Source organism: Rudaea sp. 3F27F6, assembly GCF_005503555.1.
Taxonomy (GTDB): Bacteria; Pseudomonadota; Gammaproteobacteria; order Xanthomonadales; family Rhodanobacteraceae; genus Rudaea.
The window spans coordinates 1,062,049-1,085,781 of record NZ_SCNG01000002.1 but is presented as its reverse complement, the minus strand read 5'-3'; the positions used below and the strand labels follow the sequence as shown (position 1 = coordinate 1,085,781).

Here is a 23,733-nt window from a genome sequence, read left to right as displayed (position 1 = left end):
TACCCCTGGGTGATGGTTGCGCGGGTCCAGCCGGCGGGCTCGCGTGACGATTGCCGATCCATACGATCCCTGGAAAAACAGAGCGATGGACCATCCAGAAGCAAAAACATCTTCTTCGCTGGATTCGAAAATCATTCTCGTCGTCGGCATGCATCGCTCAGGTACGTCAGTATTGGCGCACGCGATCAGTCTGATGGGGGCTTTCGTCGGCGAAGAACGCGAATTGGTGCCTCCGCATCCGAGCATCAATCCGACTGGTTTCTGGGAACGTACGGACGTCATTGCTGAGCATGATCGTTTTCTGAAGGATAGCGGTTGCAGTTGGGCCACGATTGCCAACTTCTCTCTGGAAAAAGTGGCAGAAAGCCGCCGGCATAATCTCGCGGGAAATCTGCGCAGTATCGTCGGCACGATGCGGCGTCACGATTCGACGCTCGCGATCAAAGATCCGCGACTTTGCCTGACCTTGCCCGTATGGCACGAGTTCGTCGCCGCGCCGGCGCATGTCGTGATCGTGCGTGATCCGCGCAAGATTGCCGCTTCGCTGATGGCGGCCTTTCCCGAATCGTTCACGACCGATTTTCTGCTGGCGCTATGGCAGAAATATTTGCGATGCGCACTCGCGGCTCTTGCCGGCAAACGCGCCTTGTTCGTTTCCTATGCGCGTTTGCTCGAAGAGCCTGAAGCGGAACAGCGTCGTCTGTGGCTCGGTCTCAATGCGCAAGGTTGCGCAAGGCTTCCGCGCTTCGACGCACGGCGCCTGCGCAGCGTGATCGACGGCCGCTTCGATCGCAGCGCGCCAAGCGGGCATGCGCGATTGAGTGACGATCAGCAGCGTCTGTACGCGTGGCTCCTGGATCGCTGCGAGAGCGAAGGCGTGGTGGAGATTGCCGACATCCCTACGATCGAGTGCCCCGATTCGGCGCTGCTCGAACTCGAGAGCGTGCGGCGCAGTTGTATGCGCGGCGGTTGGAACATGGCCGTGCAAAACGGAGCGACGGCGAGCACACGGCCTATGCTGAGCACTGCCTAGTGGTTACGCAACACGACCGTGGCGAAGCGAGCTGCGGCAGCTTCCGCATGAGCGCCGTAGTCCCAGGTCGTCGATTCGACGCTGAGGCCAGCCGACTCGCCGAATTCGGCGAGTTCGTCGACCCGATAAGGTCGTATCGTCTCGTCGGTGGAAAATTCCGAGGTGGCGTTGCCGGTCTCGTCGAGCAGGATGTAGCGGCGTTCGATGCGGTTCGTGTGGTCCGCGTTCGCGGTGATGCGCTTGTGGCGTTCGAGGAAACCGCCGTCGTGCTCGCGCCGGTAGTCGCGGCGGAAATCAGCGAAGCTTGTCACTGGTTGCGGCACGAATGCGTCGAGAACTAGGCAGCCGCCCGGTTCCAGCAAGGTTGCGAGCGTACCCACGGTTTGCTGCGCGAGCGCCGCGCTGCGCAAATAGGTGATCAGCGAGTACGGCATCAGCACGACGCGGAACAACCCGCGCAGGGCTGGCGCGGCAATATCCATCTGCGCGACGCGCGGCGACAGAGTGTGCCTTTGACCGTCCTCGCGCAGGCGCGCGAGCATCGGCAGGGAACGATCTGCTCCAGTCGCGTCGATGCCGGCACGCAGCAGTTCGATCAGGATGCGGCCCGTGCCGCAGCCGAGTTCGAGCACTTTGCCGCCCTCGCGCAGACACAGCCGGCGATACCAGCCGACGTCGTCGAACGGCATGCTCCTGCCCATATCGGTCGCATAGACGTCGGCGATCGCATCGTACGACCAGACCCCGGTGCTCGCATGATCGAGATTTTCGTTCATAGGTTTCGATGGTTCTGTTGCAAATGGCGATAGAGCGCGAGCTGGCGTTCGGCGATCGCGTTCCAGGTATGTGCTTCGAGTCTCTCGTCGTCGGCGTTTTCGAGACGATGGCGGAGTTCGGGATCGGCGAGCAGGCGCGCAATCGGCGCGGCCATGCCGGCAATGTCGTCGGCGGCTACGAGGCCCTGCAGACCGTCGCCGGCGAAACCGCGCGTGCCCGCGGCCGTGCTCACGCAGACGCGGCGCGCGAGCAGGGATTCGATCAGCTTGATCGACGAGCCGCGGATGTCGTGCTGCGGATTGATGCTCAGGGTGCAGTCGGCGAGATGCGGCGCCGGATCGACGAAAGCGGAGACGAGGTCGATGCCGTCCTGGCTCAGGCGCGGGTCGGTTTCGGCAACCGCTTTCGATTCAACGCCGCCGAGTATGGTCAGGCGCAGATCGGGAAAGTCGCGTTTCAAAACAGGCCACGCCTGGTCGATAAAGGCGAGGATGCCTTCGCGATTTTGTGTGTAGCGGAACGGCCCCATGAACAGCAGCCGCGTCGGACTTTGCGGCGACAGTGACGCATCGGCGCGGCGATCGGTCGCGCCGTTGCCGATCAGATAGGCGTCGGCGTTCGGCAGCAAGGCAACGTCTTCGTTCGAGCAGGCGCTGACCGCATCGAAGCGTTGCAGCGCCGCAATTTGCTCTGCGTCGTTCGCGCCGCCATTGCCGTTGAGATAGACATCGTGCAGGGCGAGCAGCCAGCGTGCGCGCCCGGAGCGTTCGTCGGCGAGCAGGGCCAGTTCCATGAACTCGACTTGCACGATGTCGGGATCGTAGAGCGCGATCATGCGCTCGAGTTTCTGCCGCAGGCCCGGCCACGCATGGCGCTGCATGCGTTCGATCAAAGTCATCGGGCCGTCGGTCGAGCGATCGCCGCGGCCTTCGATCAAATGGGTCGCGCGCACGAGCCGGAGCCAGGGTTCAGAGGCAAGCGAATAGAGCGAACGCTCGTCGCCGAGCAGAATGAAATCGACCCGGTCGGCGAGCCGCGTAACGAGTTCCGCGATGCGTCGCGCGCCGCCATGCGCGGGCGGAAACAGCGCGAACGGGGTGACGAGCAGCACGCGCGGCCGTTCGGCGTAACTCGGATGCGGGCCGTGGAAGCTGTCCTGGGTGATCTTGGCGTAGGCGAGGCCTTTGAGTCGCATGCGCTGCGCCGACAGGCGCAGGCGAAACGTGCGCACGGCGCGCGCAAGGCCGGTGAATTCGTGCCAGTGCTCGGGCGCGCGCGCAGCGATACGGCGGATCTGTTCGATCGGCGCGGTCGTGGTCCACGCATGGCGCATGTCGAACCATTGGGCGTTGCGCGCGATGACGCGTTCGATTTCCTCGTGCGCATAGAAGCGGTTCACCGTGCCGCGGTGCCCGTGCCAGGCGTGCGAGGTCGGGCAGAACAGCACTTCCCAACCTTCGTTCCAGGCGCGCACGCCGAAATCGGCGTCTTCCCAATAAAACGGGTGGTATTCGTGCGCGTCAGCGACGTAGCGGCGCAGCAGATCGGTGCGGCACAGCGAGGAGCCGCCGCCCGGATAGAGATTGCCGCGCGCAAGCGTGCCCGGTTCGGGCGTGCGTTCATAGACAACGGGCTTGTCGTGATGCGGCTCGAAGTCGGACCAGCCGGTTTCCTCGCGTCGCCGGCTCGCGTCTTCGAAGAAGATCTGCGAGGTGACGGCGAATACCTGCGACTGCCGATACGGCAGCAGCTCGGCGAGCGCGTCAGGGGCGAGGCGCATGTCGCTGTTGAGCAGATAAGTCCACGCGTACTTCGCCTTGGCGAGGCCGGCGGCGATTGCACCGTCGTAGCCGAGCGGCTTGTCGTGGAATTCCCATTCCCACTGTATTTCGATAGCGCGGTTCTGCGCGGCCAGCTCATGATTCTGGTGTTTGTGGACGAGTTCCGAGTAAGCGGCCGGGTTCGCGCCGTTGACGACAACGATAATCTGCACCGGCTCATCGAGCTTCGCGCAGGCGGCAGCGAGCGCATCGAGCGTGACGGCGAGCGTGCTCGGCGTGCCGCGTTCGGGCACGATCACGCTGATGCCTTTCGCAAACGAGAACGCACGTTTCGGCTGCGGCCAACGCCGCGGCAGCTTCGGCGCGAGCCAGTCCGCCGCGTGCATGGCCGCATACAGCGGCAGAAAGCGCAGCAGGAACTGCGCGCGGGCGAGTGGTGAAATTCGGCGTGCGTCGTCGCTCACGGGCATGCGCTCAGACCAGGGCGGCGGCGCTAAGGCGCGGCGATGCGGCCGGATCGGCGTACCAGCGCAAGGCCTGTTCGGTGAACATCGTTCCCCAGACATTCGCCTGCGCTGCGGTGTCGGCGTTGAACGGCAGGAAGCCGCGTGCGTCGATGCGCGAGATCAGTATGGCCGCGAGCCGATCGAGTTCGTCCTGCGTAGGTGCCTGTGCGGCGCCGAGTTCGCGCAGCAACAGGCCGACGCGCAGTGCCTGGGCGAGGATGTCGTTGCGCACTTTGCCGTTTGCTTCGCCGGCGGTTTCGGGCAGTGAGCCATCCGCGTGCTGTAGCGCAAGGCAGCGCTGAAGCAAGGCCGCGATCGCATCGGCGCATTGCGGGCGCGAGAGCAGCAGGCCCTCGGCGAAGTACAGTGTCGGATGCAGCATGCCGAGATCGATGTCGGCCGCCTGATTCGCCCAGCGCAGGCTTTCGTTCTCACACGCCTCTTCGAGAGAGTGGGGCAGCGCTGCGTGACGTGCGCTCCAGGCGACGCGCGAAGACGCCTTGACCAGGAATGGACCACCGAGGGTCGACCAGCGCGGCGGCAAGGCACGCGTACCGCGAATTTGCACCGCAGGCAACAAAGTATCTTTTTGCACAAATTGCAGAAATTGCTCGTGCAGCGACGCGCGCAATGTTGGTGCGGGCCGTGCGATGGCGGCCTCTGTCACCGCATCGATGCCGCGCAGCAGCATGGCGAAATCGAAGAAGAACGCGGCGTCGTTGCGCCAGTCGGGCTCGGTCGCTTCGAGATAGATGCGTGTCTGCGGCGCGTGGCCGGGCAGTGGAAAACTGCGCGCCGACCAGTCGAGCGCAAGCTGCGCGCGCTCACGTACGAGAGCGTCGTCGTGATCGCCGGCGACATCGGCAAGCCAGCTCAGGTAGTAGCCGGTGATTTCCGCGTAGACATAGAGCGGCCTGCCGTCCGCGCCGATCGTTCCGGCGACGCCGCCGGCCTGGTCGCCTTCACGCAGTTGGGCGGGGCCGTGCAGTAGCCATTGACGCAGCAGTTCGGCGGTGGCGCCGGCGGTTTGGATCGGTAGAAAACTATCGGTCACGGCGACCGACGAAGTAGTGAAGGCGTTCATAGAGTCAGGCGATCTGAGGAATCAAGCCGGGCGCCTCGTGCGCGTCGGCCGTTTCGTGAAAAGCGATGAGATGTCGGGCGATGCGAATGCCGGCACGGCCGTCGCCGTAGGGCGCCTGCGCATCGAAGGGAAGTTTGGGCGGGCGCGGCGCGTCGAGCAGGCGCTGCGCCGCGGCGACGATGCTCGGCGCGTCGACGGCGACGAGGTTGGCGCCGCCGAGGGCGATACTTTCGGGACGCTCGGTGTTCTCGCGAGCGATCAGGATCGGCGTGCCGAGATAGGGCGCTTCCTCCTGGATGCCGCCCGAGTCGGTGATCGCGAGCGTGGCGCGTGCAAGCAGGCTGACGAACGGGCGGAAGTCGAGCGGTTCGGTCAGCGCGATGCGCGGATGCGCGGAAAGATGCTGACGGATGCGCGAGCCGACCGCGGGATTCGGGTGCACGGGACAGAGCACGCCGACGTCCTCGCGTGCGTCGAGCAGGCTGCGCACGGCGGTGCATACCGTATCGAGGCCGCGGCCGTAGTTCTCACGGCGATGCAGGGTCAGCACGATCAGGTGGCGCGTCGGCGATAGCGGCGGCAGTTCGGACGGCGCACACGGATTCAGCACGGCTTCGCGCAGCAAGTCGATCGAGGTCTGGCCGACGCGGTGGATGCGCGTCGGCGCTATGCCTTCGATGAGCAGGTTGCGTTCGGCGCTTGCGGTCGGGGCGAAGTGGAACTCGGCCAGGCGCGCGATGCGCCGGCGGAAGTGTTCTTCGGGGAACGGACGCAGCGGGTGGTTAGTGCGCAGGCCTGCCTCGACGTGGGCGAGAGGCAGGTTCAGGTCGCGCGCGGCGAGCGCAGTCGCGTAGGCGGTGCTCGTGTCGCCCTGGGCGACGAGCAAAGTCACGCCGGAGTCACGCAAGCGGTCGCGGATCGATCCGCGCAGGCGTTGCAGCGTGGCCGAGAGCGAGCCGCTTTCGCACTGTGCGGCACTGTCATCTGCGCTGAGCCCGAGCTGTGTCAGACTGCGCTCGACCATAGCGCGGTGCTGGCCGCTGTTGACCAGCACTGCCGCGCGACGGCCGTAGGCGTGCAGAGCCTTGGCCACGCTCGCGAGCTTCAGGCATTCCGGGCGCGTACCCACGACCAACCCAATCCGCGGCTGGCGAATTCGATTATGCCTCCCCAATTGGTATCCCCCTGCGGATTTTTTGCACATCTCTTCACATATTATTACATCGAAAAATGACAAAAAAGTGCCCGAACGACGCAGGTTTGGACGATTTTTTTTCACCTGGAGCCGGGCGCCAGGCGCCCGCGTGTCTCGCTAGAGACGTGGAAGCGGAGTAAACTGTCGCTTTACCAGCACCGGAAACTGCTGCGTCATGACTCCCCTGATTTTCGTTACCGGCGGCGTGGTGTCCTCGCTAGGCAAGGGCATTGCGTCGGCGTCGCTTGCGGCCATCCTCGAAGCGCGCGGTTTGCGCGTGACGATGATGAAGCTCGACCCCTACATCAACGTCGATCCGGGCACGATGAGCCCGTTCCAGCACGGTGAGGTCTACGTCACCGACGACGGTGCCGAAACCGACCTCGACCTCGGCCACTACGAGCGCTTCGTGCGCACGCGCCTGACCGGCAAGAATTCGATCACCACCGGCAAGATTTACGAGGCCGTAATCCGCAAAGAGCGCCGCGGCGACTACCTCGGCGCGACCGTGCAGGTGATTCCGCACATCACCGACGAGATCAAGCACTCGATCTTCGAGGCGACGCGCGGTTTCGACGTCGCCCTGGTCGAGATCGGCGGTACCGTCGGCGACATCGAGTCGCAACCGTTCCTCGAGGCGATCCGCCAGATCCGCATCGAACACGGCGCCGACAAGGTGATGTTCATGCACCTGACCCTGGTGCCGTACATCAAGGCCGCCGGTGAGATCAAGACCAAGCCGACCCAGCATTCGGTTAAGGAACTGCGTGCGCTCGGCATCCAGCCCGACGTGCTGCTGTGCCGCTGCGAGACGCCGCTGCCCGACAGTGAGCGGCGCAAGATCGCGCTGTTCACCAACGTGCCGGAGAAAGCTGTCATCAGCGCGGTCGACGTCGATACGATCTACGCGATTCCGCGTTGGCTGCACAAGCAGGGACTCGACGAACTCGCGGTCGCCCACCTCAAGCTCGATGCCAAGCCGGCCAACCTCGCCGAGTGGGATCGCGTCGTCGAGGCGGTGGAGCATCCGAAGCAGGAAGTCGATATCGCCATCATCGGCAAATATGTCGAGCACAAAGACGCGTACAAGTCGCTCAGCGAAGCGCTGCGCCACGGCGGCCTCAAGCAGAACACGCAGGTCAATCTGCGCTGGGTCGAGTCCGAAGAGATCGAGGCGCGCGGCGCCGAGATGCTGCGCGATGTCGACGGCATTCTCGTTCCGGGCGGTTTCGGCAAGCGCGGCTTCGAGGGCAAGATCGCCGCGGCACGCTATGCGCGCGAGAATTCAATTCCGTATTTCGGCATCTGCTACGGCATGCACGCGGCCGTGGTCGATTTCGCGCGCAGCATCGCCGGCCTGCCGGGCGCCAATTCGAGCGAGAACGATCGTCTTGCCAAGGATCCCGTGATCGCGCTGATCACCGAATGGACGAAGTCGTCGGGCGAAATCGAGCATCGCAGCGAGGATTCCGATCTCGGCGGCACGATGCGTCTCGGCGCGCAGGAGGCCAAGCTCAAGCCCGGCACTCTGGCGCGCGAGCTGTACGGCCAGGACGTGATCCGCGAGCGTCATCGCCACCGCTACGAATTCAACAACAACTACCGGCAGAAGTTCGCCGATCTCGGCCTGGTCATTTCGGGCGTGTCGATGGACGAAGAACTGGTCGAGATGATCGAGTTCTCGCCGCAGAAGCATCCGTGGTTCGTCGCCGGCCAGTTCCATCCCGAGTTCACTTCGACGCCGCGCGACGGCCATCCGCTGTTCTTCGGCTTCATTCGCGCCGCGCGCGAGCAGCGCGTGCTGCGCGAGGCACCGAAATTGGCCGGAGCCGCGTGAGCGAACGGATTTCTAGCCGCCGGAGCGGCGCTGAGCTTTGCATGAAAAGTGCGGCCACGGGCGGCCGCTTTTCGATTTCACGATCACGGACGAACGCCAAGGTGAACCCATGAATTTGTGCGGATTCGAAGTCGGCGCCGACCGGCCGCTGTTCCTGATCGCCGGTCCCTGTGTGGTCGAGTCGATGCAATTGCAGATCGACACGGCCGGCAAGCTCAAGGAAATCACCGGCAAGCTCGGCATTCCCTTCATCTTCAAGTCGAGCTTCGACAAGGCCAATCGCACGTCGACCGCGAGCTTTCGCGGCCCGGGCATGGAAGAAGGCCTGCGCATTCTCGGCGAGGTCAAGCGCCAGATCGGCGTGCCGTTACTGACCGATGTGCACGAATACACGCCGATGCACGAAGTCGCCGCCGTCGTCGACGTGCTGCAGACGCCGGCCTTTCTCTGCCGCCAGACCGACTTCATCCAGAACGTCGCGCGCGCCGGCAGGCCGGTCAACATCAAGAAGGGCCAGTTCCTCGCGCCCTGGGACATGCAGCACGTCGTTGACAAGGCCAAGGCGGTCGGCAACGACGACATCCTCGTCTGCGAACGCGGCGCGAGCTTCGGCTACAACAATCTCGTTTCCGATCCGCGCAGCCTCGCGGTGATGCGCGATACCGGCTGCCCGGTCGTGTTCGACGCGACCCATTCGGTGCAGTTGCCGGGCGGTCTCGGCGGCAAATCGGGCGGCCAGCGCGAATTCGTGCCCGTGCTCGCGCGCGCGGCAGTCGCAGTCGGCGTCGCCGGCGTGTTCATGGAAACGCATCCCGATCCGGACAAGGCGCTCAGCGACGGGCCGAATGCGTGGCCGCTCGGCAAGATGGAAGCGCTGCTGGAAACTCTCATCGCATTGGATCGCGTCGCCAAATCGAACTAGGGATAGACCGCATGATGCGATCGACAAGCGTGGCTATTTTGCTGTGCCTTGGTTTTGCGGCTTATGCTGCCGACCAGAAGGACTCGAAGCCAGATATCGTCGTAAGGGGCAAGGCCGTAACCAAGGATGAGCTTGATCAAGGGCAACCGGTGGCTGCATTTGCTAAGGACGAAATTCTTGCGGTCGTAACCAAAGGCAAGCCGGCGTGCAAAAACGGGACGGGCGGTGCGGATTTCGACGGCACGGTTTTTTCGTCCGATGGCGAGAAATTTACTACGGACGAGCTGCTGGCTCGACTCCACCAGCTAAAGAGCGAGCAGAAAATTTCTTGTTTCAGAGTGCGAGCGCACCGCTACGACAAGTTGGTTTACAAAAGGCTTGAGCATGTACTTGTCGATGAGAATCAAATTTCATTGTTTTGGGACGAGGTCAAATAGAACTTTATGTTCGGCATCCACGACCTGGCGCTGTTCGTTGTCTCCGGCCTGCTGTTGAACATCACGCCGGGTCCCGACAATCTGCTGATCATCGGCCGCAGCACGAGCCAGGGCGCGCGCGCCGGGTTGCTCGCGGCCTTGGGCATCGCCTGCGGCTGCTTCGTGCATGTGTTCGCGGCGGCATTCGGTCTCTCGGCGATCCTGGCGACGTCGGCTGCGGCCTTCACCGTGGTCAAACTGGCCGGTGCCGCGTATCTGATCTACATCGGCGTCGGCATGCTGCTCACCAAGATTCGCGGGGCGGCGACGCAATCGTCCGCGCCGGTCGTGAAAGCGCTGTCGCCGTGGCGGATTTTCGCCCAGGGTTTTCTGACCAACGTGCTCAACCCGAAGGTGGCGCTGTTCTTTCTCGCGTTCGTGCCGCAGTTCATCGTTCCCGACGCGCCCGACAAAGCGCTTGCGTTCCTGTTCCTCGGTACCTTGTTCAACGTGAACGCGTTGATCTGGACCTGCCTGCTCGCGCTGTCCGCGGCTGCGCTGAGCCGCCGCTTCAAGGCCAGCGGCGTGCTTTCGGCGTGGTTCAACCGTGCCGTCGGCGGACTGTTTGTCGGTTTGGGTTTGAAACTCGCGCTCAGCGAGCAACATTGATAGGGTATAAAAAGAGACTATGTCGAAAATTGCACAGATCCTCGCCCGCGAAATCCTGGACTCGCGCGGCAATCCCACGCTTGAAGCGGAAGTGACCCTGGCCGACGGTTCGTTCGGTCGCGCCGCGGTGCCGAGCGGCGCCTCGACCGGCTCGCGCGAAGCGGTCGAATTGCGCGATGGCGACAAGGCGCGCTATCTCGGCAAGGGCGTGAAGAACGCGGTGGCCAACGTCAACACGACGATTGCGACGGCGTTGAAAGGCTTCGATGCAGTCGACCAGAAGGGTCTCGACGCGAAGCTGATCGAACTCGACGGAACGCCGAACAAAGGCAAGCTCGGTGCCAACGCGCTGCTCGGCGTCTCGCTTGCCAACGCGCATGCCGCGGCGGCGTCGAAGAAGCAGCCGCTGTGGCAGTACATCAACACCTCGCTCGCCGCCGGCGCGCCACTGCACCTGCCGGTGCCCATGATGAACATCGTCAACGGCGGCGCGCATGCCGACAACAATGTCGACATGCAGGAGTTCATGGTCCTGCCGGTCGGCTTGCCGAATTTCGCCGAGGCGCTGCGCGCCGGCACCGAAATTTTCCATGCCTTGAAGTCGGTGCTGAAGGGCAAGAGCCTCAATACCGCGGTCGGCGACGAGGGCGGCTTCGCGCCCGATCTCAAGTCGAACGAGCAGGCGATCGAGACGATCCTCGAAGCGATCGGCAAGACCGGCTACCAGGCCGGCAAGGACGTCTATCTCGGCCTCGACGTCGCCAGTTCGGAGTTCTACAAGGACGGCGCCTATCACCTCGAAGGCGAAGGTCGGAAATTGTCTTCGGCGGAGCTGATCGAGTTCTACGCCGGCTGGTGCGCCAAGTATCCGATCATCACGATCGAGGACGGCATGGCCGAAGGCGACTGGGACGGCTGGAAGGCGCTGACCGACAAGCTCGGCAAGAAAGTGCAGCTCGTCGGTGACGACCTGTTCGTGACCAACCCGGCGATCTTCCGCGAGGGCATCGACAAAGGCATCGCCAACGCGATCCTGATCAAGGTCAACCAGATCGGCACGCTCAGCGAGACGCTCGAAGCGATCGCGATGGCGGACAAGGCGAAGTACGCCGCGATCGTTTCGCACCGCTCGGGCGAGACCGAGGACGTGACCATCGCCGACATTGCGGTCGCGACGACCGCGACGCAGATCAAGACCGGCTCGCTGTGCCGTTCCGACCGCGTCGCCAAGTACAACCAGTTGCTGCGCATCGAAGGCGCGCTGGGCGCATCGGCAACGTATGCGGGCCGCGCAGCGTTCCCGAACCTGCCCGGCCTCGTCTGACGGGCCGTTGTAAGTGCTGCGTTGGGTTGCGCTGATACTGTTGGCTTTGCTCCTGGCCTTGGGCGTGCAGCTCTGGGCCGGCGAGTGGGGCTTTCGCGAGGTCGCGCGGCTCAAGGCGCAGATCGACGAGCAAAAGGCCGAGAACGCCAAGCTCAAGCAGCGCAACGACCAGCTTTCCGCCGACGTCGACGACCTGCGCAGCGGCAAGGACGCGATCGAAGAGCGCGCGCGCACCGAGCTTGGCCTGATGAAGCCGGACGAGATTTTCTATCAGGTCGTCGAGCCCGCGCCGGGCGAAGACAAGACGGCGCCGCCCGAAAAGAAGAACGATGCCAAGCACTGACCGCGTGGCCGGCGGTGTGCGGCTCTGGTGCGTCGTACCGGCCGCGGGGCGCGGAGCGCGTTTCGGCGGCGGCGTTCCCAAACAATATTTGCCGCTGGCCGGCAGGCCGCTGCTGCTGCGCACCTTGGAGCGGCTTGCCGCGCATGCGGACATCGCGGGATTGATGATTGCGCTTGCCGCGGACGATGCGCATTGGCCGGGTATTTCCTCGCTGCACGACAAGCCCGTATCGGCCTGCATCGGCGGCGGCGAGCGTGCCGAATCGGTGCTGGCCGGTCTGCATGCCCTGCACGATCGGGTGCAGAAAGATCATTTCGTCCTCGTGCACGACGCGGCGCGGCCTTGCGTGCGCGCGGACGACATTTCACGCCTGATCGAACTCGGCCTGCCCGCAGGCGGGGCGCTGCTTGCCGCACCGCTGCGCGACACCTTGAAGCGTGCCGATGCGCAGGGACACTCGGTGGCGACCGAGCCGCGCGAGGCGCGCTGGCGCGCACTGACGCCGCAGTTGTTCCGTTACGGCGAGCTGGTCGCCGCGCTCGAAGCCGCGCACGCGGCGGGCATCCTCGCGACCGACGAGGCGATGGCGATGGAGCGCGCCGGCCATAAGCCCTTGCTCGTCGAGGGCGCGGAAAGCAATATCAAGGTGACGACGCCGGCGGATATGGAGTTGGCGGAGTTTTTGTTGGGCCGGGATTCGGGATTCGGGATTCGGGATTCGATCTAGAACGGGCTCCCGAGTGTGCGTGCACGTGCTCCGTCCACGCTGTGCATGACGTTTTCCCGTTTGCGTGTTTCTTCAACGATTGGAGTTGCGAGTGGCTGGCTCTTCCCCCGAATCCCGAGTCTCGAATCCCGAATCGCGGTTCCCGCGCATCGGACAGGGCCTCGACGTCCACGCCTTCGGGCCCGGCGACCACATCGTCCTCGGCGGTGTGCGCATTGCGCATACGCAAGGTCTCGTCGCGCACTCGGACGGCGACGTGGCGATTCACGCGCTGTGCGATGCGATCCTCGGTGCGCTCGCGCTCGGCGATATCGGCACGCATTTTCCGCCGTCCGAGGAGCGCTGGCGCGGCGCCGACAGCCGCGTGTTCCTGCGCCGCTGCGCGGAACTGATGCGCGAACACGGCTATGCGCTCGGCAATGCCGACATCACTCTCGTCTGCGAGCGGCCGAAGATCGCGCCGCATGCGCAGGCGATGCGCGAGCATCTCGCGGTCGACCTCGGCGTCGGCGCCGGACAGATCGGCATCAAGGCGACGACGAGCGAGAAGCTCGGCTTCACCGGGCGCGGTGAAGGCATCGCGGCGAGCGCCGTGGTCCTGCTCGTGCCGAACTGAAGGCCCGCGAACGTGAATGAGCTTACCTATGCGTACGGCGGCCCGCCGCTGACCGGCGTGCTGCGTTCGACGCCCGAGGATTTCTTCGTCGAAGAGGATCTCGGCTTCGCCGCCGACGGCGCGGGCGAGCATGTGTTCCTGCGCGTGGAGAAGCGCGGTGCGAACACCGATTTCGTTGCGCGCGAGCTGGCGCGCTATGCGGGCATCGCGCCCGATGCGGTCAGTTACGCCGGGCTCAAGGATCGGCATGCGCTGACGCGGCAGACCTTCTCGCTGCATATGCCGGGAAAGTCGGCCGCCCCGGACTGGCATGCGTTGGCGCACGACGAATTCCGCATACTCGACGCCGAGCGGCACAGCCGCAAGCTCAAGCGCGGCGCGCTCAAGGGCAATCGCTTCCGCATCGTGCTGCGCGAGGTCGCCGGTGATCGCGACGCGACGCAGGAACGCATCGCCGCGATCGCCGCTGCGGGCGTGCCGAATTATTTCGGCGAGCAGCGCTTCGGCCGTGGCGGCGCAAACGTGGACCGCGCGCACGCGATGTTTCAGGGCCGGCGCGTGCAACGCCATGAACGCAGCCTGCTGCTCTCGGCCGCGCGCTCGCATCTGTTCAATGCCGTGCTCGCCGAGCGTGTCGAACGCGGCAATTGGTGCAGCCCGCTGCCCGGCGAGGTGTGGATGCTGGCCGGCACCCACAGCATTTTCGGGCCGGAGCCGCTGACGCCGGAGCTGACGCAGCGCTTCGCCGCGGGCGATATCGGCCTGACCGGACCGCTGTGGGGCAAGGGCGTTCTACGCAGCGGCGACGACGTGGCGCTCATCGAAAGTGCCGCTATAGCGCAGCATGCTGCGCTCGCAGCGGGCCTCGAAGCGAACGGTCTGAACCAGGAGCGCCGCGCCCTGGCGCTGCGTCCGGCCGACTTTTCGACGAATTGGTTGACTGACCGCGACCTGGAACTGGGCTTTTCTCTGCCGGCCGGTGCTTATGCCACCGCGGTCCTGCGTGAAATCTGCAGTTGGTCGTCGCCAGCTCCGACGCCGGCCGCCCAGGCCGAATAGGCAATTTCGGCACATCCGGACCTTGCGCGCTCGCCTATAGTGGAGTTGGCGGCGGCGCGTCGCCGTTCGCCTTGGCAGATTCCATCGGAGGTTGCCATGAAGCGCTCCACTCTACTTGCAGTTGCGGTCACGTTCCTAGCGCTTGCCGGGTGCGCGTCGACCGGCGGTCCGCGTGTCGCCAGCCACTATGGCGCGGACGTCGACACGGAAAAGGTGCTGATCGTCAATCAATGGGCGCAGACGAAAGGCGCGACGGTCGTCTGGATAAACTTTCCGCAGAAGCTGAAGGCCGCGGAATCGGCCAGCACCGTCAACTAGCCAACAGCACGATCACCGCGCCGGTGCCACCCTGATTCGCTTTCGCCGAGGCGAAGGCGAGCACGTCGGCGCGTCGGCGCAGCAGGCTGTCGACCAAACGCTTGAGCACCGGACCCTCGTTGCGCGAGCGCAATCCCTTGCCGTGAATGATTTTCACGCAGAGGCGGCGTTCGCGCCGGCTCTCGGCGAGGAACTGCGCGACGGCCTCGCGCGCCACGGCCGCGGTCATCTGGTGCAGATCGATCTCGTCGGCGACGCTGAACTGCCCGCGTTTGAGCTTGCGCAACAGCAGAGGCGAATGGCCATCCTTCAGATAGCTCAATTCTTCGCCGACTTCGACCAAGGCGGGATCGATGTCGGAATCGATCAACTCGCCCGGCACGCGCGCTTCGTCGAGCTGTGACTGCAGCGGTTCGGGCGGAGGACGCGGCTTATCGCTGACGACGACCTGCTGCTTGACCGGACGCACCGCGCCGATCGATTGCGCGAACAGCTCGCGGTCTTCCGCGCTGACGCCGGTCGCGCGCCGCTTCGTCATCCGCGGCGAATCAAGCGCAGATGGCCCGCATCGAGCAAGGATTTCAGCGTCTGCAGGACCGATGCTCCCTGCGCCAGCGCGGCAAGCTTGGGCCCGTCGATTTCGCGCCGCGATGCGAGCATCTGCGCCAGCGGCAGTGGGCAGCGCCAGACTTCTCCGGCCACGTACAGTTCCGCATCGCGGCCGCTGCGCCGCCAGGCGTAGCGGCTGAACGGGTTGCGCAGGACTGTGGAGCCAGGCAGGCGTCGGGTCAGCGCCGGGATGCCGATCTCGCGCGCCGGTGCGGCGACGACCTGCGCGCTGCGGTAGCGCGTGATGAAACGGCCGAACCAGCGCGCCAAGGTAGCTTTGTCCACTTCGGCGAAATGCGGCATCGCGCGGACGACGCGGGCCAGCGCCGCGTCGTCGATCTCTGCGCTGTCGTTCGCCGGGACGAGGTCCGGATCGCTATAGCGCCGGTCTTCGGTCAGCGGCTCGGCAAGGAATTCGACGAAATCGAACAGCAGTTCCGCGCGCGACGGCGCGCGCATACCGATCGAATACGTCGTGCACTCGCCGAGCGCGACGCCGTCGTGCGGCACGCCGGGTGGCAGGTAGAGTGCGTCGCCGGGATCGAGCAGCCATTCGTGGGTCGGCGTGAATTCGCGCAGGAGTTTCAGTTCGGTGTCGTCGCGAAATGCGTCAGGCGAATATTCGCGCGTATGCGCGTCGATGCTCCAACGGCGGTAGCCCGCGCCCTGGACGAGAAACACGTCGTAATGATCGACGTGCGCGCCGACACCGCCGCCGTCGGTCGCGTAGCTGACCATCACGTCGTCGATGCGCCACGAGGGAATGAAAGCGAAACGCTCAAGCAACGCGGCGACGTCCATGTCCCACTTGTCGACATCCTGCACGAGCAGGGTCCAGTTCTTGCGGCCGAGTCTGGGGAATTCGCTTTCGCGGAACGGCCCGTTGCGCACGCGCCAGCGCTCGTGTTGCGCATCGCGCACGACGATGCGCGAGAGCGCGGCTTCCTCGCAGGCGAGGCCGGCGAGGTCTTCGGGCGCAACTGCATCGACGCCGCCGGCGAACAAGCCGCGGATCAGCAGCGGCTGTTTCTGCCAGTAGTCGCGCAGAAATTGCCGCGCCGGCATGCCGAGCGGCTGCTTCGCTGTTGCGTGGACTTCGATCGGCGCGGCGGCTTGCCGCGATGCGTTCGCGCGCTTCATGCGGCGATCCGCACGGCGGTGGCTCTGCGCGCCGCCTTGCGTTCCGGCTCGCCGACTTCGGGCAGCTTTTGCCCGACAGCGATCAGCGCCTTGATCGCCGGCATGACCTCGCGGCCGAGTTCGGTCAGCGTGTACTCCGCCGACGGCGGCGAGGTGTTGAGCAGATGGCGCGAAACCAGGCCGCGCACTTCGAGTTCGCGCAGACGCGCGGAGAGCACGCGCGCGGAAATCAGCGGAATGTCGTGGCGCAGCTCGCCGAAGCGGCGCGGCTCGCCGGACAGGGCCCAGATCACGTTCGGCGCCCAGGCGCCGCGCAACAGCAGCAGGCTGCGGGTCAGCGGGCAGAACGGTGGCGGTTCGATTTTGCTTTTGCGCAGGGGTAGGCCCATGGTGCGGTTACTCGGCAGTCCGCAAGTTACTCGGCGGATACCGCATTTTATCAATTACCGCGGGTTATATGGTATCCAAGAGTAACTACGTATGGATACGATACCGCATCCGGACTGCGACGGCCGCGCAGCTTCGGTACGAATCGTTTGTCATCAGGAGAAAAGCCCATGAAGCTCTACTATTCCCCCGGCGTCTGTTCGTTGTCGCCGAACATCATCGCTCACGAAATCGGCCTGCCGCTCGATCTGGAAAAGGTCGACACGAAGGCCAAGCGCACCGAGACCGGCCGCGACTTCCTCGCGATCAACCCGAAAGGCTATGTGCCGGTGCTGGAACTCGACAACGGCGAGCTGCTGACCGAAGGCCCGGCGATCGTTCAATACGTCGCCGACCAGAAGCCCGAGAGCGGCATCGCGCCGCCGAACGGCACGCTCGCGCGTTCACGCCTGCAGGAGATGCTCGGCTACATCAACTCCGAAATCCACAAGACCTACAGCCCGTTCTTCAAGGCCGACACGCCGGCCGAGACCTTGGCCGAGCGCACGGCTTACCTGCGCAAACGCTATCAGTTCGTCGAAGACATTCTGGCCAAGCAGGAGTGGCTGATGGGCGACAAGTTCGGACTGGCGGATGCCTACTTGTTCGTCGTCACCAATTGGGCGAGGGGCATCAAGTTCGATCTGTCCGATTTCCCCGCGCTGCAGGCATTCCAGAAGCGCGTCGCGGAGCGTCCCGCGGTGCAGGCGGCGATGGCGGCGGAAGGTCTCACCAAGAACAAGGTCGCCGCGTAGTTCGTTACGCTGTCTTTCCCCCGCGTGCAACGCGCGGGGGAAAGATGGAGCTGCGTTCGGCGTTCGGCGCCGATTTCAGCCTTGAATGCCCTTGGCCAATGCCTCGGCAAGACCCGTGTAACCGCCCGGAGTCAGGTCGAGCAGGCGCTGCTTGTCCGCTTCGGGCAGGGCGAGACCGGAAATGAATTCGCGCATCGAGTCGCGCGTGATGCCCTGGCCGCGTGTGAGCGCTTTCAACTGTTCGTACGGTTCGGGCAGCCCATGACGGCGCATTACCGTCTGCACGGCTTCGGCGAGAACTTCCCAGCTCGCGTCGAGATCGGCAGCGAGCCGCGCCGGGTCGACGTTGAGTTTGCCGACGCCGCGCATCAGCGAGTCGAGCGCGATCTGCGTATGGCCGAACGCGGTGCCGAGCGTGCGCAACACGGTCGAATCGGTCAGGTCGCGCTGCCAGCGCGAGATCGGCAGTTTCTCGGAGAAATGGCCGAACAGCGCGTTGGCGATACCGAAGTTGCCTTCGGCGTTCTCGAAGTCGATCGGGTTGACCTTGTGCGGCATCGTCGAGGAACCGACTTCGCCGGCCTTGAGCGCCTGCTTGAAATAGCCGAGCGAGATATACGCCCAGATGTCGCGGCACAGGTCGATCAGGACCACGTTCGCGCGGCGGATGGCATCGGACAGCTCGGCGACGAAGTCGTGCGGCTCGATCTGCGTCGTGTAGGCATTGAACTCGAGGCCGAGCGATTCGACGAAACGCCGCGACAGCGCGGGCCAGTCGACTTCGGGATAGGCGACGACGTGCGCGTTGTAGTTGCCGACCGCACCGTTGATCTTGCCGAGGATTTCCACCGCGGCGATCTGCTTGCGCTGACGCTCCAGGCGCGCGACCACATTGGCGAGTTCCTTGCCGAGCGTGGTCGGCGACGCGGTCTGGCCGTGGGTGCGCGCCAGCATCGGCAGAGCGGCGGTCGCCTGCGCAAGTGCGCGCAGCGCGGCGATGGTGCGGTCGAGCGCCGGCAACAGCACGCCGTCGCGCGCGTCGCGCAGCATGAGCGCGTAAGCGAGGTTGTTGATGTCCTCGCTAGTGCAGGCGAAGTGGACGAACTCTTTGGCCTTGGCCAGTTCGGCGTCGTCGCCGATGCGCTGCTTGATGAAGTATTCGATCGCCTTGACGTCGTGGTTGGTCGTGCGCTCGATTTCCTTGACGCGCTCGCCGTCGATCACGGTGAACGCATCGGCGATCGTCTGCAGCTTGGCGCGCGCAGCGTCGGAAAACGGCGCGACTTCGCCGATCGATTTTTCCTCGGCGAGCGCCTGCAGCCAGCGCACTTCGACGAGGACGCGGCGCTGCATCAGGCCGTACTCGCTGAAGATCGGGCGCAAGGTCTCGGCCTTGGCGGCATAGCGTCCGTCGAGCGGCGACAGGGCAGTGAGGGTGGAGTGAGTCATCGCTGTTCCTCTTCGGGGCGCGAATGATACCAACGCCGGGGCACGATTTCGGCAAAAAGCGGAAATGGCGCTTTTTATCTTGATTTTGCCGCGCGCAAACGCAAACTCCTCGGATTCAACGCAACCGTAAGGAGAAAGCAAGATGGGCGAATTCCGCATCGAACACGACAGCATGGGCGAGCTAAAGGTGCCCGCCGCAGCGCTGTGGGGCGCGCAGACGCAGCGCGCGGTCGAGAATTTCCCCATTTCCGGCATCAGGATGCCGCGCGGGTTCATTCGCGCGCTCGGACTGATCAAGTCGGCTGCGGCCCAGGTCAACGGCGAACTCGGGCATCTGTCGAAAGCAAAAGCGAAGGCGATCCGCAAAGCGGCCGATCGCGTCGCCGCGGGCGAGTTCGATGCGCAGTTTCCGATCGACGTGTTCCAGACCGGTTCGGCGACGTCGTCGAACATGAATGCGAACGAGGTCATCGCGCATCTGGCCTCGACCGCGAGCCTGAAGATTCATCCGAACGACGACGTCAACGCCGGCCAATCGTCGAACGACGTCATCCCGACGGCGATCCATGTCGGCGCCGTCCTGGCGGTCAGCGAAGATCTGTTGCCGGCGTTGAAGCATTTGCAGAAGACCATCGATCGCCGCGCGCGCGAGTTGAACAAGGTGGTCAAGACCGGGCGCACGCATCTGATGGACGCGATGCCGGTGACGTTCGGCCAGGAGCTTTCCGGCTGGTCGGCGCAGATCGCGTCGAACATCGCGCGCATCGACGATGCGCTCAAGCGCGTGCGCGCGCTGCCGCAGGGTGGAACGGCGGTCGGCACCGGCATCAACGCCGATGCAAAGCTCGGTCCGGCAATTTGCAAGGAACTGAGTCGTGCGACCGGCGTGCGCTTCCTCTCGGCGCGGAATTTCTTCGAAGGCCTGTCCTCGCAGGACGCCGCGGTCGAACTGTCCGGCCAGCTCAAGACCCTCGCCGTGTCGCTGATGAAGATCGCCAACGACCTGCGCTGGATGAACTCGGGGCCGCTGGCCGGCATCGGCGAGATCGAACTGCCCTCGCTGCAGCCGGGCTCGTCGATCATGCCGGGCAAGGTGAACCCGGTGATTCCCGAGGCCGTCGCCATGGTCGCCGCGCAGGTCATCGGCAACGATGCGACGATCGCGGTCGCCGGCGCGAGCGGCAATTTCCAGCTCAACGTGATGCTGCCGGTGATCGCGTACAATTTGTTGCAAAGTATAGAAATTCTCGGCAGCGCTTCGCGCCAGCTCGCCGATCGCGCGATCGGCGGATTCAAGGTGCGCACCGACCGCATCAAGGAAGCGCTTGCGCGCAACCCGATCCTGGTCACTGCGCTCAATCCGGTCATCGGTTACGAAAAGGGTGCCGCGGCGGCGAAGCAGGCGTATAAGGAGGGGCGGCCGATTCTCGATGTCGCTCTGGAAACGACGGGCTTGTCGAAAGCCGAGCTGGCGAAGTTGCTCGATCCGGCGGCGCTGACCCGAGGCGGCGTGCACGGCGGCTCGGCCGGCGGCTGATTGTCTCGGTATTTGTTGACGAACGTCACAAATTCCGTTTCTCGCCCTTGCATAGACCGGGCCGCGAACGTATTCAAGCGGCCTGCGCGGCAGCTTTCCAGCTGCCGCATTCGTTTATTCAGGGGTCTGCGATGTTGTCGAAGCGGTTTTCCGTCTTTGGAGTAGTGTGCGCGCTCGCTTCGGGCGCGCTGTTTGCACAGGATCTGGCGATCGACGGCAAGGATTTTGAATCGGGCGCCGCCGATGCCAAACTCGCCGAGATCGCGCGCCAGGCCGCAGCGAGCGGCAAGACCGTCGTCGTCTCCACGCCGCCGTACTGGCAGTCCAAGGTCGCCGGCAAGATGCGCGCGGCCGCGCCGGGCCTGCAAGTGAAGACCAGCGACGCGTTCTTCGAGAACGTGCTCGTGCGCATCGTCGACGGGGATAAGACGGCCAAGCCGGATGCGGCGGCAAAAGCGGCCGAAACGGCGCCGAAGCCGGTCGAAATCGCGAATACGGCCAAGCCTGTTCCGCGTGCGGAGCCGCGCGCCGAAGCCGTATCGTCCGCCGATTCGGCGAAGCCGGAATCCGCCGCTGCGGTGAAGCCCGAGCCTGCGCAGCAAGTTGCGCTGGCAAGTGCCGCGCCGGTGCAGCATGCGAAACCGATAGCGTCTGAAACGCCGGCGCCTGCTGCTCCGGCAGCCGCGGAGTCCGCACCGTCCGTTCCTGCGACCGCGCCGCCGGCGCCGGCGCCTGCGCCGCAGATCGCGTCGATCACGCCGCCGCCTGCCGTCGCCGCTTCGAACGCGAAGCCGGCAGCGAGCGCCGACACCGCGGCAATCAAGCGCAGCTTCGAAAATCAGCTCAACCTGGGCCGGCCGGCGAACGGCGATATCCGCGCCGCGCAGTTGCAGAAGGGCGACGAGATTTTCGTGCACGGTCCGGTGCGCGCCGTGGTCAGGCGCGAACGTTCGCGCGTCGAGCTGTTCTGGGTCGAAGGAGAATTGAATCTCGATCGGGCCGAACTGTTGAAGACCGATGCCAGCCGCTACCGCGTCGACGAACCGATCCGCGACGTGGCCAACCCGAGCCTCAGGGCGATGCACAGCGAGCCGAAGATGTTTGCCGCTCATGTGCCGTCGGCGCAGGTGCGTACCGACATGGAGCGGCATTTCAACGACGCGAAGGTGATCGCGTCGCGCATGCGTCCGGACGAACTGCGCTACGGCGACCTGTTCTACGTCTATCGCACGCACGCGGTCGTGTTCCGCCGCACCGAAGTCGGATTCGACCGCTACTGGCTCGAAGGCGAGCTCGACTTGAATCAGGCCGGCGTGATCAAAGACGGCGACGCCTACCGCATCGTCAGCGAAAAGCTGTAAAGCATCTGCGCGGCGTCGGAGCCGCCCGCTAATTCGACACGTTCGCCGCGGTTCGTGCGCAGGCAACAGGAGCTTGCGCGCGCGCCTCGGGCCCGCGCAGTTCGGGGCGGTCGTACGGAATGTAGTTTTCCCAGAACCACGGCAGGCAGGTTTCGCCGAGGGCCGCTTCGACGAGATACTTGAATATGCTTTCCGCGTTCGAGCTGTTGCTGAGGATCAGCACGCAATCGCGTGACGCGGCGAGGCATAGCGCAAGATTGTTGGTGCCGTCGTCATGGCCGCCTTTGAACCAGGCCGGCCCGCGTGACGATTCGTAGACCGCGAGTCCGAGCCCGTAGGCCAGCTTGATGCTGTCGTTGGCCGTGGTCGTATCTTCGGCGAGAGTCGGGAACTGCTGGACCGAGCGGATCGCGATCTGCGGTCGCCGCATTTCGGCGCAACTGTTTTTGCTCAGGCCCTCGCAGCGTGCGAACCCGGCGAGAAAGCCGGCGAAGTCGGCCGGCGTGGTGTCGAGCGAACCCGCACCGCGAGCGTTGCTGCGCTGTTTGTGGGCGAGTGCTTTGCCGGTTTCGTCGTAGCCAAGGGCGACGTTGGTCGCGAAATCTTCGCGCCAAGTCATGCCGCTGCGGCGCATGCCGAAGCGGTCGAAGACGCGCTCGCGGACCAGTTGCTCGACGTCGATGCCGAGTCCGTTCTCGATAACGAATTGCACGAGGTTGATGCCTTCGCCGGAGTAGGCGAAGCGGCTGCCGGGTTCGAACTTGAAGTCGAGCTTGGCGTTCGGTTCGTAGCCTTTGGCGGTGAAAAAACGAAAGTTCGGGAAACCGGACGTATGGTCGAGCAGGCGGCGCACGGTCAGCTTGCGCCAGCGTTCGTCGCCGGCGAGGTCGGCATACTTGTCGTAGGCCGGCAGTGGCTTCGGCAGATAGTCGGCAATGCTGCGGTCGAGATCGATGCGGCCTTCGTCGACCAGGGTCATCACCGCATAGGCGAACATCGTCTTGGTCAACGACGCGGCATACATCGTGGTATCGGCTTCGAGCGGCAGACGTTCGGCGACATTGCGCTCGCCGTAGGCGCGTAGATGGACGATGCGGCCGTTCTCGATCACCGCGAGCGCAAGCCCGGGCACCTGTGCGGCAGCCATCAACTGCTGCGCTTTCGCGTCGAGCGCAGCGCCGCGTAGTGGCCGCTTGTCGAGGCTCTTCGACGTTTGGGTTGCGCAGCCAGCGGCGAGAACGACGCAGCTTGTCGCCAGAATCCAGCGCAGCATGAATTTCCCCTATTGGTCCAAGCTTATTTGCTGTGGCACTTGGCCACGGCGTCGGCGTCGATTCTTGCGTAGGGCTGGAAGGCCGGCAACTGCTGCGTGATCGAATCCTGCGTCGCGCGGATCCCGGCGAAGTCGGCGCAGAGCCGCGTTGCCGAGGCTTCGATCTTGTCCGCCTTGGCATTGATCCTCTTGTCGGCCTTGTCCGTATCGGCGCCGGCGATCGCAGAAACGGCAAGGGCGATGGCGTCGCCGGCGATGTCGGCCCCGGCCATCCCGGTCTCGTAGGCATGATCGCGGAGCGCAACCACGCCCTTGTGGTATTGCCTGAGCAGCTTCTGCTGTGCGTCGGTCACGGTGATTGCTTTGCCGGCGATGCTGAGGCTTCCATCGGGCGTCACGATCGCATCGGGCGCGGCCTCGGCGTGGACATGCACGTTGCCGTTGTCGATGTCGAAGTAGTTCGTCGACAAGTGGGTCTCACTGTGGGCAAAACACGGCGTTGCCAATGCGATGGCGGGCAGAAGGAACAAGTTTCGCTTTTTCATGGACGGGCCTTGGCGATTGCGGTCGGATGCG

General features: G+C 64.6%; 24 protein-coding genes. 14 read left to right on the top strand and 10 right to left on the bottom strand.

The window, feature by feature from the left end; genetic code table 11:
- Positions 1-43: 43 nt before the first annotated feature.
- The gene (locus FFS30_RS12570) at positions 44-1,033 is read left to right on the top strand and encodes a sulfotransferase (RefSeq protein WP_137913471.1); all 990 of its coding nucleotides are present in this window, start codon (positions 44-46) and stop codon (positions 1,031-1,033) included.
- Here FFS30_RS12570 and FFS30_RS12565 read toward each other — a convergent pair.
- From FFS30_RS12565 to wecB, 4 genes are read right to left on the bottom strand one after another with little or no spacing between them, the layout of a single operon-like run.
- Positions 1,030-1,809, bottom strand: coding sequence for a class I SAM-dependent methyltransferase (locus tag FFS30_RS12565; RefSeq protein ID WP_137913470.1), 780 nt, complete (start codon positions 1,807-1,809; stop codon positions 1,030-1,032). The two genes, FFS30_RS12570 and FFS30_RS12565, sit on opposite strands and share 4 nt — an antisense overlap.
- On the bottom strand, positions 1,806-4,055 hold the full coding sequence (locus tag FFS30_RS12560) for a glycosyltransferase (protein WP_171014586.1): 2,250 nt from the start codon (positions 4,053-4,055) through the stop codon (positions 1,806-1,808). The genes FFS30_RS12565 and FFS30_RS12560 overlap by 4 nt, the downstream gene beginning before the upstream one ends.
- A 10-nt stretch (positions 4,056-4,065) precedes the next feature.
- The gene (locus tag FFS30_RS12555) at positions 4,066-5,181 is read right to left on the bottom strand and encodes a hypothetical protein (protein ID WP_137913468.1); all 1,116 of its coding nucleotides are present in this window, start codon (positions 5,179-5,181) and stop codon (positions 4,066-4,068) included.
- A 4-nt stretch (positions 5,182-5,185) separates the two neighbouring features.
- Complete coding sequence (gene wecB, locus FFS30_RS12550; protein WP_171014585.1) at positions 5,186-6,310, bottom strand: UDP-N-acetylglucosamine 2-epimerase (non-hydrolyzing); 1,125 nt, start codon at positions 6,308-6,310, stop codon at positions 5,186-5,188.
- Between the two features lie 241 nt (positions 6,311-6,551).
- On the opposite strand from wecB, the gene FFS30_RS12545 reads away from it, so the two are divergent.
- The 10 genes from FFS30_RS12545 (at position 6,552) to FFS30_RS12500 (ending at position 14,607) form a co-directional block, all read left to right on the top strand.
- The gene (locus tag FFS30_RS12545) at positions 6,552-8,213 is read left to right on the top strand and encodes a CTP synthase (protein ID WP_137913466.1); all 1,662 of its coding nucleotides are present in this window, start codon (positions 6,552-6,554) and stop codon (positions 8,211-8,213) included.
- Positions 8,214-8,322: 109 nt separating this feature from the next.
- Complete coding sequence (kdsA, locus tag FFS30_RS12540; protein ID WP_137913465.1) at positions 8,323-9,135, top strand: 3-deoxy-8-phosphooctulonate synthase; 813 nt, start codon at positions 8,323-8,325, stop codon at positions 9,133-9,135.
- Positions 9,136-9,146: 11 nt separating this feature from the next.
- On the top strand, positions 9,147-9,572 hold the full coding sequence (locus FFS30_RS12535; RefSeq protein WP_137913464.1) for a hypothetical protein: 426 nt from the start codon (positions 9,147-9,149) through the stop codon (positions 9,570-9,572).
- A gap of 6 nt (positions 9,573-9,578) precedes the next feature.
- Complete coding sequence (locus FFS30_RS12530) at positions 9,579-10,220, top strand: LysE family translocator (RefSeq protein WP_137913463.1); 642 nt, start codon at positions 9,579-9,581, stop codon at positions 10,218-10,220.
- A gap of 19 nt (positions 10,221-10,239) precedes the next feature.
- Entirely contained in the window at positions 10,240-11,544 is a 1,305-nt protein-coding gene (eno, locus tag FFS30_RS12525; protein ID WP_137913462.1) for a phosphopyruvate hydratase, read from the top strand.
- Between the two features lie 13 nt (positions 11,545-11,557).
- Positions 11,558-11,887, top strand: coding sequence for a cell division protein FtsB (gene ftsB / locus FFS30_RS12520; protein ID WP_137913461.1), 330 nt, complete (start codon positions 11,558-11,560; stop codon positions 11,885-11,887).
- Complete coding sequence (ispD, locus tag FFS30_RS12515) at positions 11,874-12,614, top strand: 2-C-methyl-D-erythritol 4-phosphate cytidylyltransferase (protein WP_137913460.1); 741 nt, start codon at positions 11,874-11,876, stop codon at positions 12,612-12,614. Before ftsB ends, ispD begins: the two co-directional genes overlap by 14 nt.
- Positions 12,615-12,705: 91 nt before the next feature.
- Complete coding sequence (gene ispF, locus FFS30_RS12510; protein ID WP_137913459.1) at positions 12,706-13,230, top strand: 2-C-methyl-D-erythritol 2,4-cyclodiphosphate synthase; 525 nt, start codon at positions 12,706-12,708, stop codon at positions 13,228-13,230.
- A gap of 12 nt (positions 13,231-13,242) precedes the next feature.
- Positions 13,243-14,289 (top strand): tRNA pseudouridine(13) synthase TruD, encoded by a 1,047-nt coding sequence (gene truD / locus FFS30_RS12505; RefSeq protein ID WP_137913458.1) that lies wholly within the window; start codon positions 13,243-13,245, stop codon positions 14,287-14,289.
- 96 nt (positions 14,290-14,385) lie between these two features.
- A complete protein-coding gene (locus FFS30_RS12500; RefSeq protein ID WP_137913457.1) occupies positions 14,386-14,607 on the top strand; it encodes a hypothetical protein in 222 nt (73 codons plus the stop codon).
- Here the strand turns inward: FFS30_RS12500 and FFS30_RS12495 are convergent.
- Genes FFS30_RS12495 through FFS30_RS12485 form a run of 3 tightly spaced genes read right to left on the bottom strand, consistent with a single transcriptional unit; the run spans position 14,600 to position 16,745 of the window.
- Positions 14,600-15,145, bottom strand: coding sequence for a Smr/MutS family protein (locus FFS30_RS12495; RefSeq protein WP_137913456.1), 546 nt, complete (start codon positions 15,143-15,145; stop codon positions 14,600-14,602). The genes FFS30_RS12500 and FFS30_RS12495 overlap by 8 nt on opposite strands.
- Complete coding sequence (locus FFS30_RS12490) at positions 15,142-16,356, bottom strand: cupin domain-containing protein (protein WP_137913455.1); 1,215 nt, start codon at positions 16,354-16,356, stop codon at positions 15,142-15,144. The genes FFS30_RS12495 and FFS30_RS12490 overlap by 4 nt, the downstream gene beginning before the upstream one ends.
- Positions 16,353-16,745 (bottom strand): helix-turn-helix domain-containing protein, encoded by a 393-nt coding sequence (locus FFS30_RS12485; protein WP_137913454.1) that lies wholly within the window; start codon positions 16,743-16,745, stop codon positions 16,353-16,355. The genes FFS30_RS12490 and FFS30_RS12485 overlap by 4 nt, the downstream gene beginning before the upstream one ends.
- Before the next feature lie 168 nt (positions 16,746-16,913).
- Here FFS30_RS12485 and gstA point away from each other — a divergent pair, with 168 nt between their 5' ends.
- Entirely contained in the window at positions 16,914-17,537 is a 624-nt protein-coding gene (gene gstA / locus FFS30_RS12480; protein ID WP_137913453.1) for a glutathione transferase GstA, read from the top strand.
- A gap of 75 nt (positions 17,538-17,612) precedes the next feature.
- On the opposite strand, the gene purB is transcribed toward gstA, so the two are convergent.
- On the bottom strand, positions 17,613-18,986 hold the full coding sequence (gene purB / locus FFS30_RS12475) for an adenylosuccinate lyase (protein ID WP_137913452.1): 1,374 nt from the start codon (positions 18,984-18,986) through the stop codon (positions 17,613-17,615).
- 142 nt (positions 18,987-19,128) lie between these two features.
- Here purB and FFS30_RS12470 point away from each other — a divergent pair, with 142 nt between their 5' ends.
- Together FFS30_RS12470 and FFS30_RS12465 are read left to right on the top strand one after the other, a co-directional pair.
- Positions 19,129-20,523, top strand: coding sequence for a class II fumarate hydratase (locus FFS30_RS12470; protein ID WP_137913451.1), 1,395 nt, complete (start codon positions 19,129-19,131; stop codon positions 20,521-20,523).
- Positions 20,524-20,654: 131 nt separating this feature from the next.
- Positions 20,655-21,884, top strand: a complete 1,230-nt coding sequence (locus tag FFS30_RS12465) for a hypothetical protein (protein WP_137913450.1) — start codon at positions 20,655-20,657, stop codon at positions 21,882-21,884.
- A 28-nt stretch (positions 21,885-21,912) separates the two neighbouring features.
- Here FFS30_RS12465 and FFS30_RS12460 read toward each other — a convergent pair whose 3' ends face one another.
- Both FFS30_RS12460 and FFS30_RS12455 read right to left on the bottom strand, forming a co-directional pair.
- Positions 21,913-23,157 (bottom strand): serine hydrolase domain-containing protein, encoded by a 1,245-nt coding sequence (locus tag FFS30_RS12460; RefSeq protein WP_137913449.1) that lies wholly within the window; start codon positions 23,155-23,157, stop codon positions 21,913-21,915.
- Positions 23,158-23,180: 23 nt separating this feature from the next.
- Positions 23,181-23,702: a DUF2884 family protein gene (locus FFS30_RS12455; RefSeq protein WP_137913448.1), complete on the bottom strand. Its 522-nt coding sequence runs from the start codon at positions 23,700-23,702 to the stop codon at positions 23,181-23,183.
- Positions 23,703-23,733: the final 31 nt, after the last annotated feature.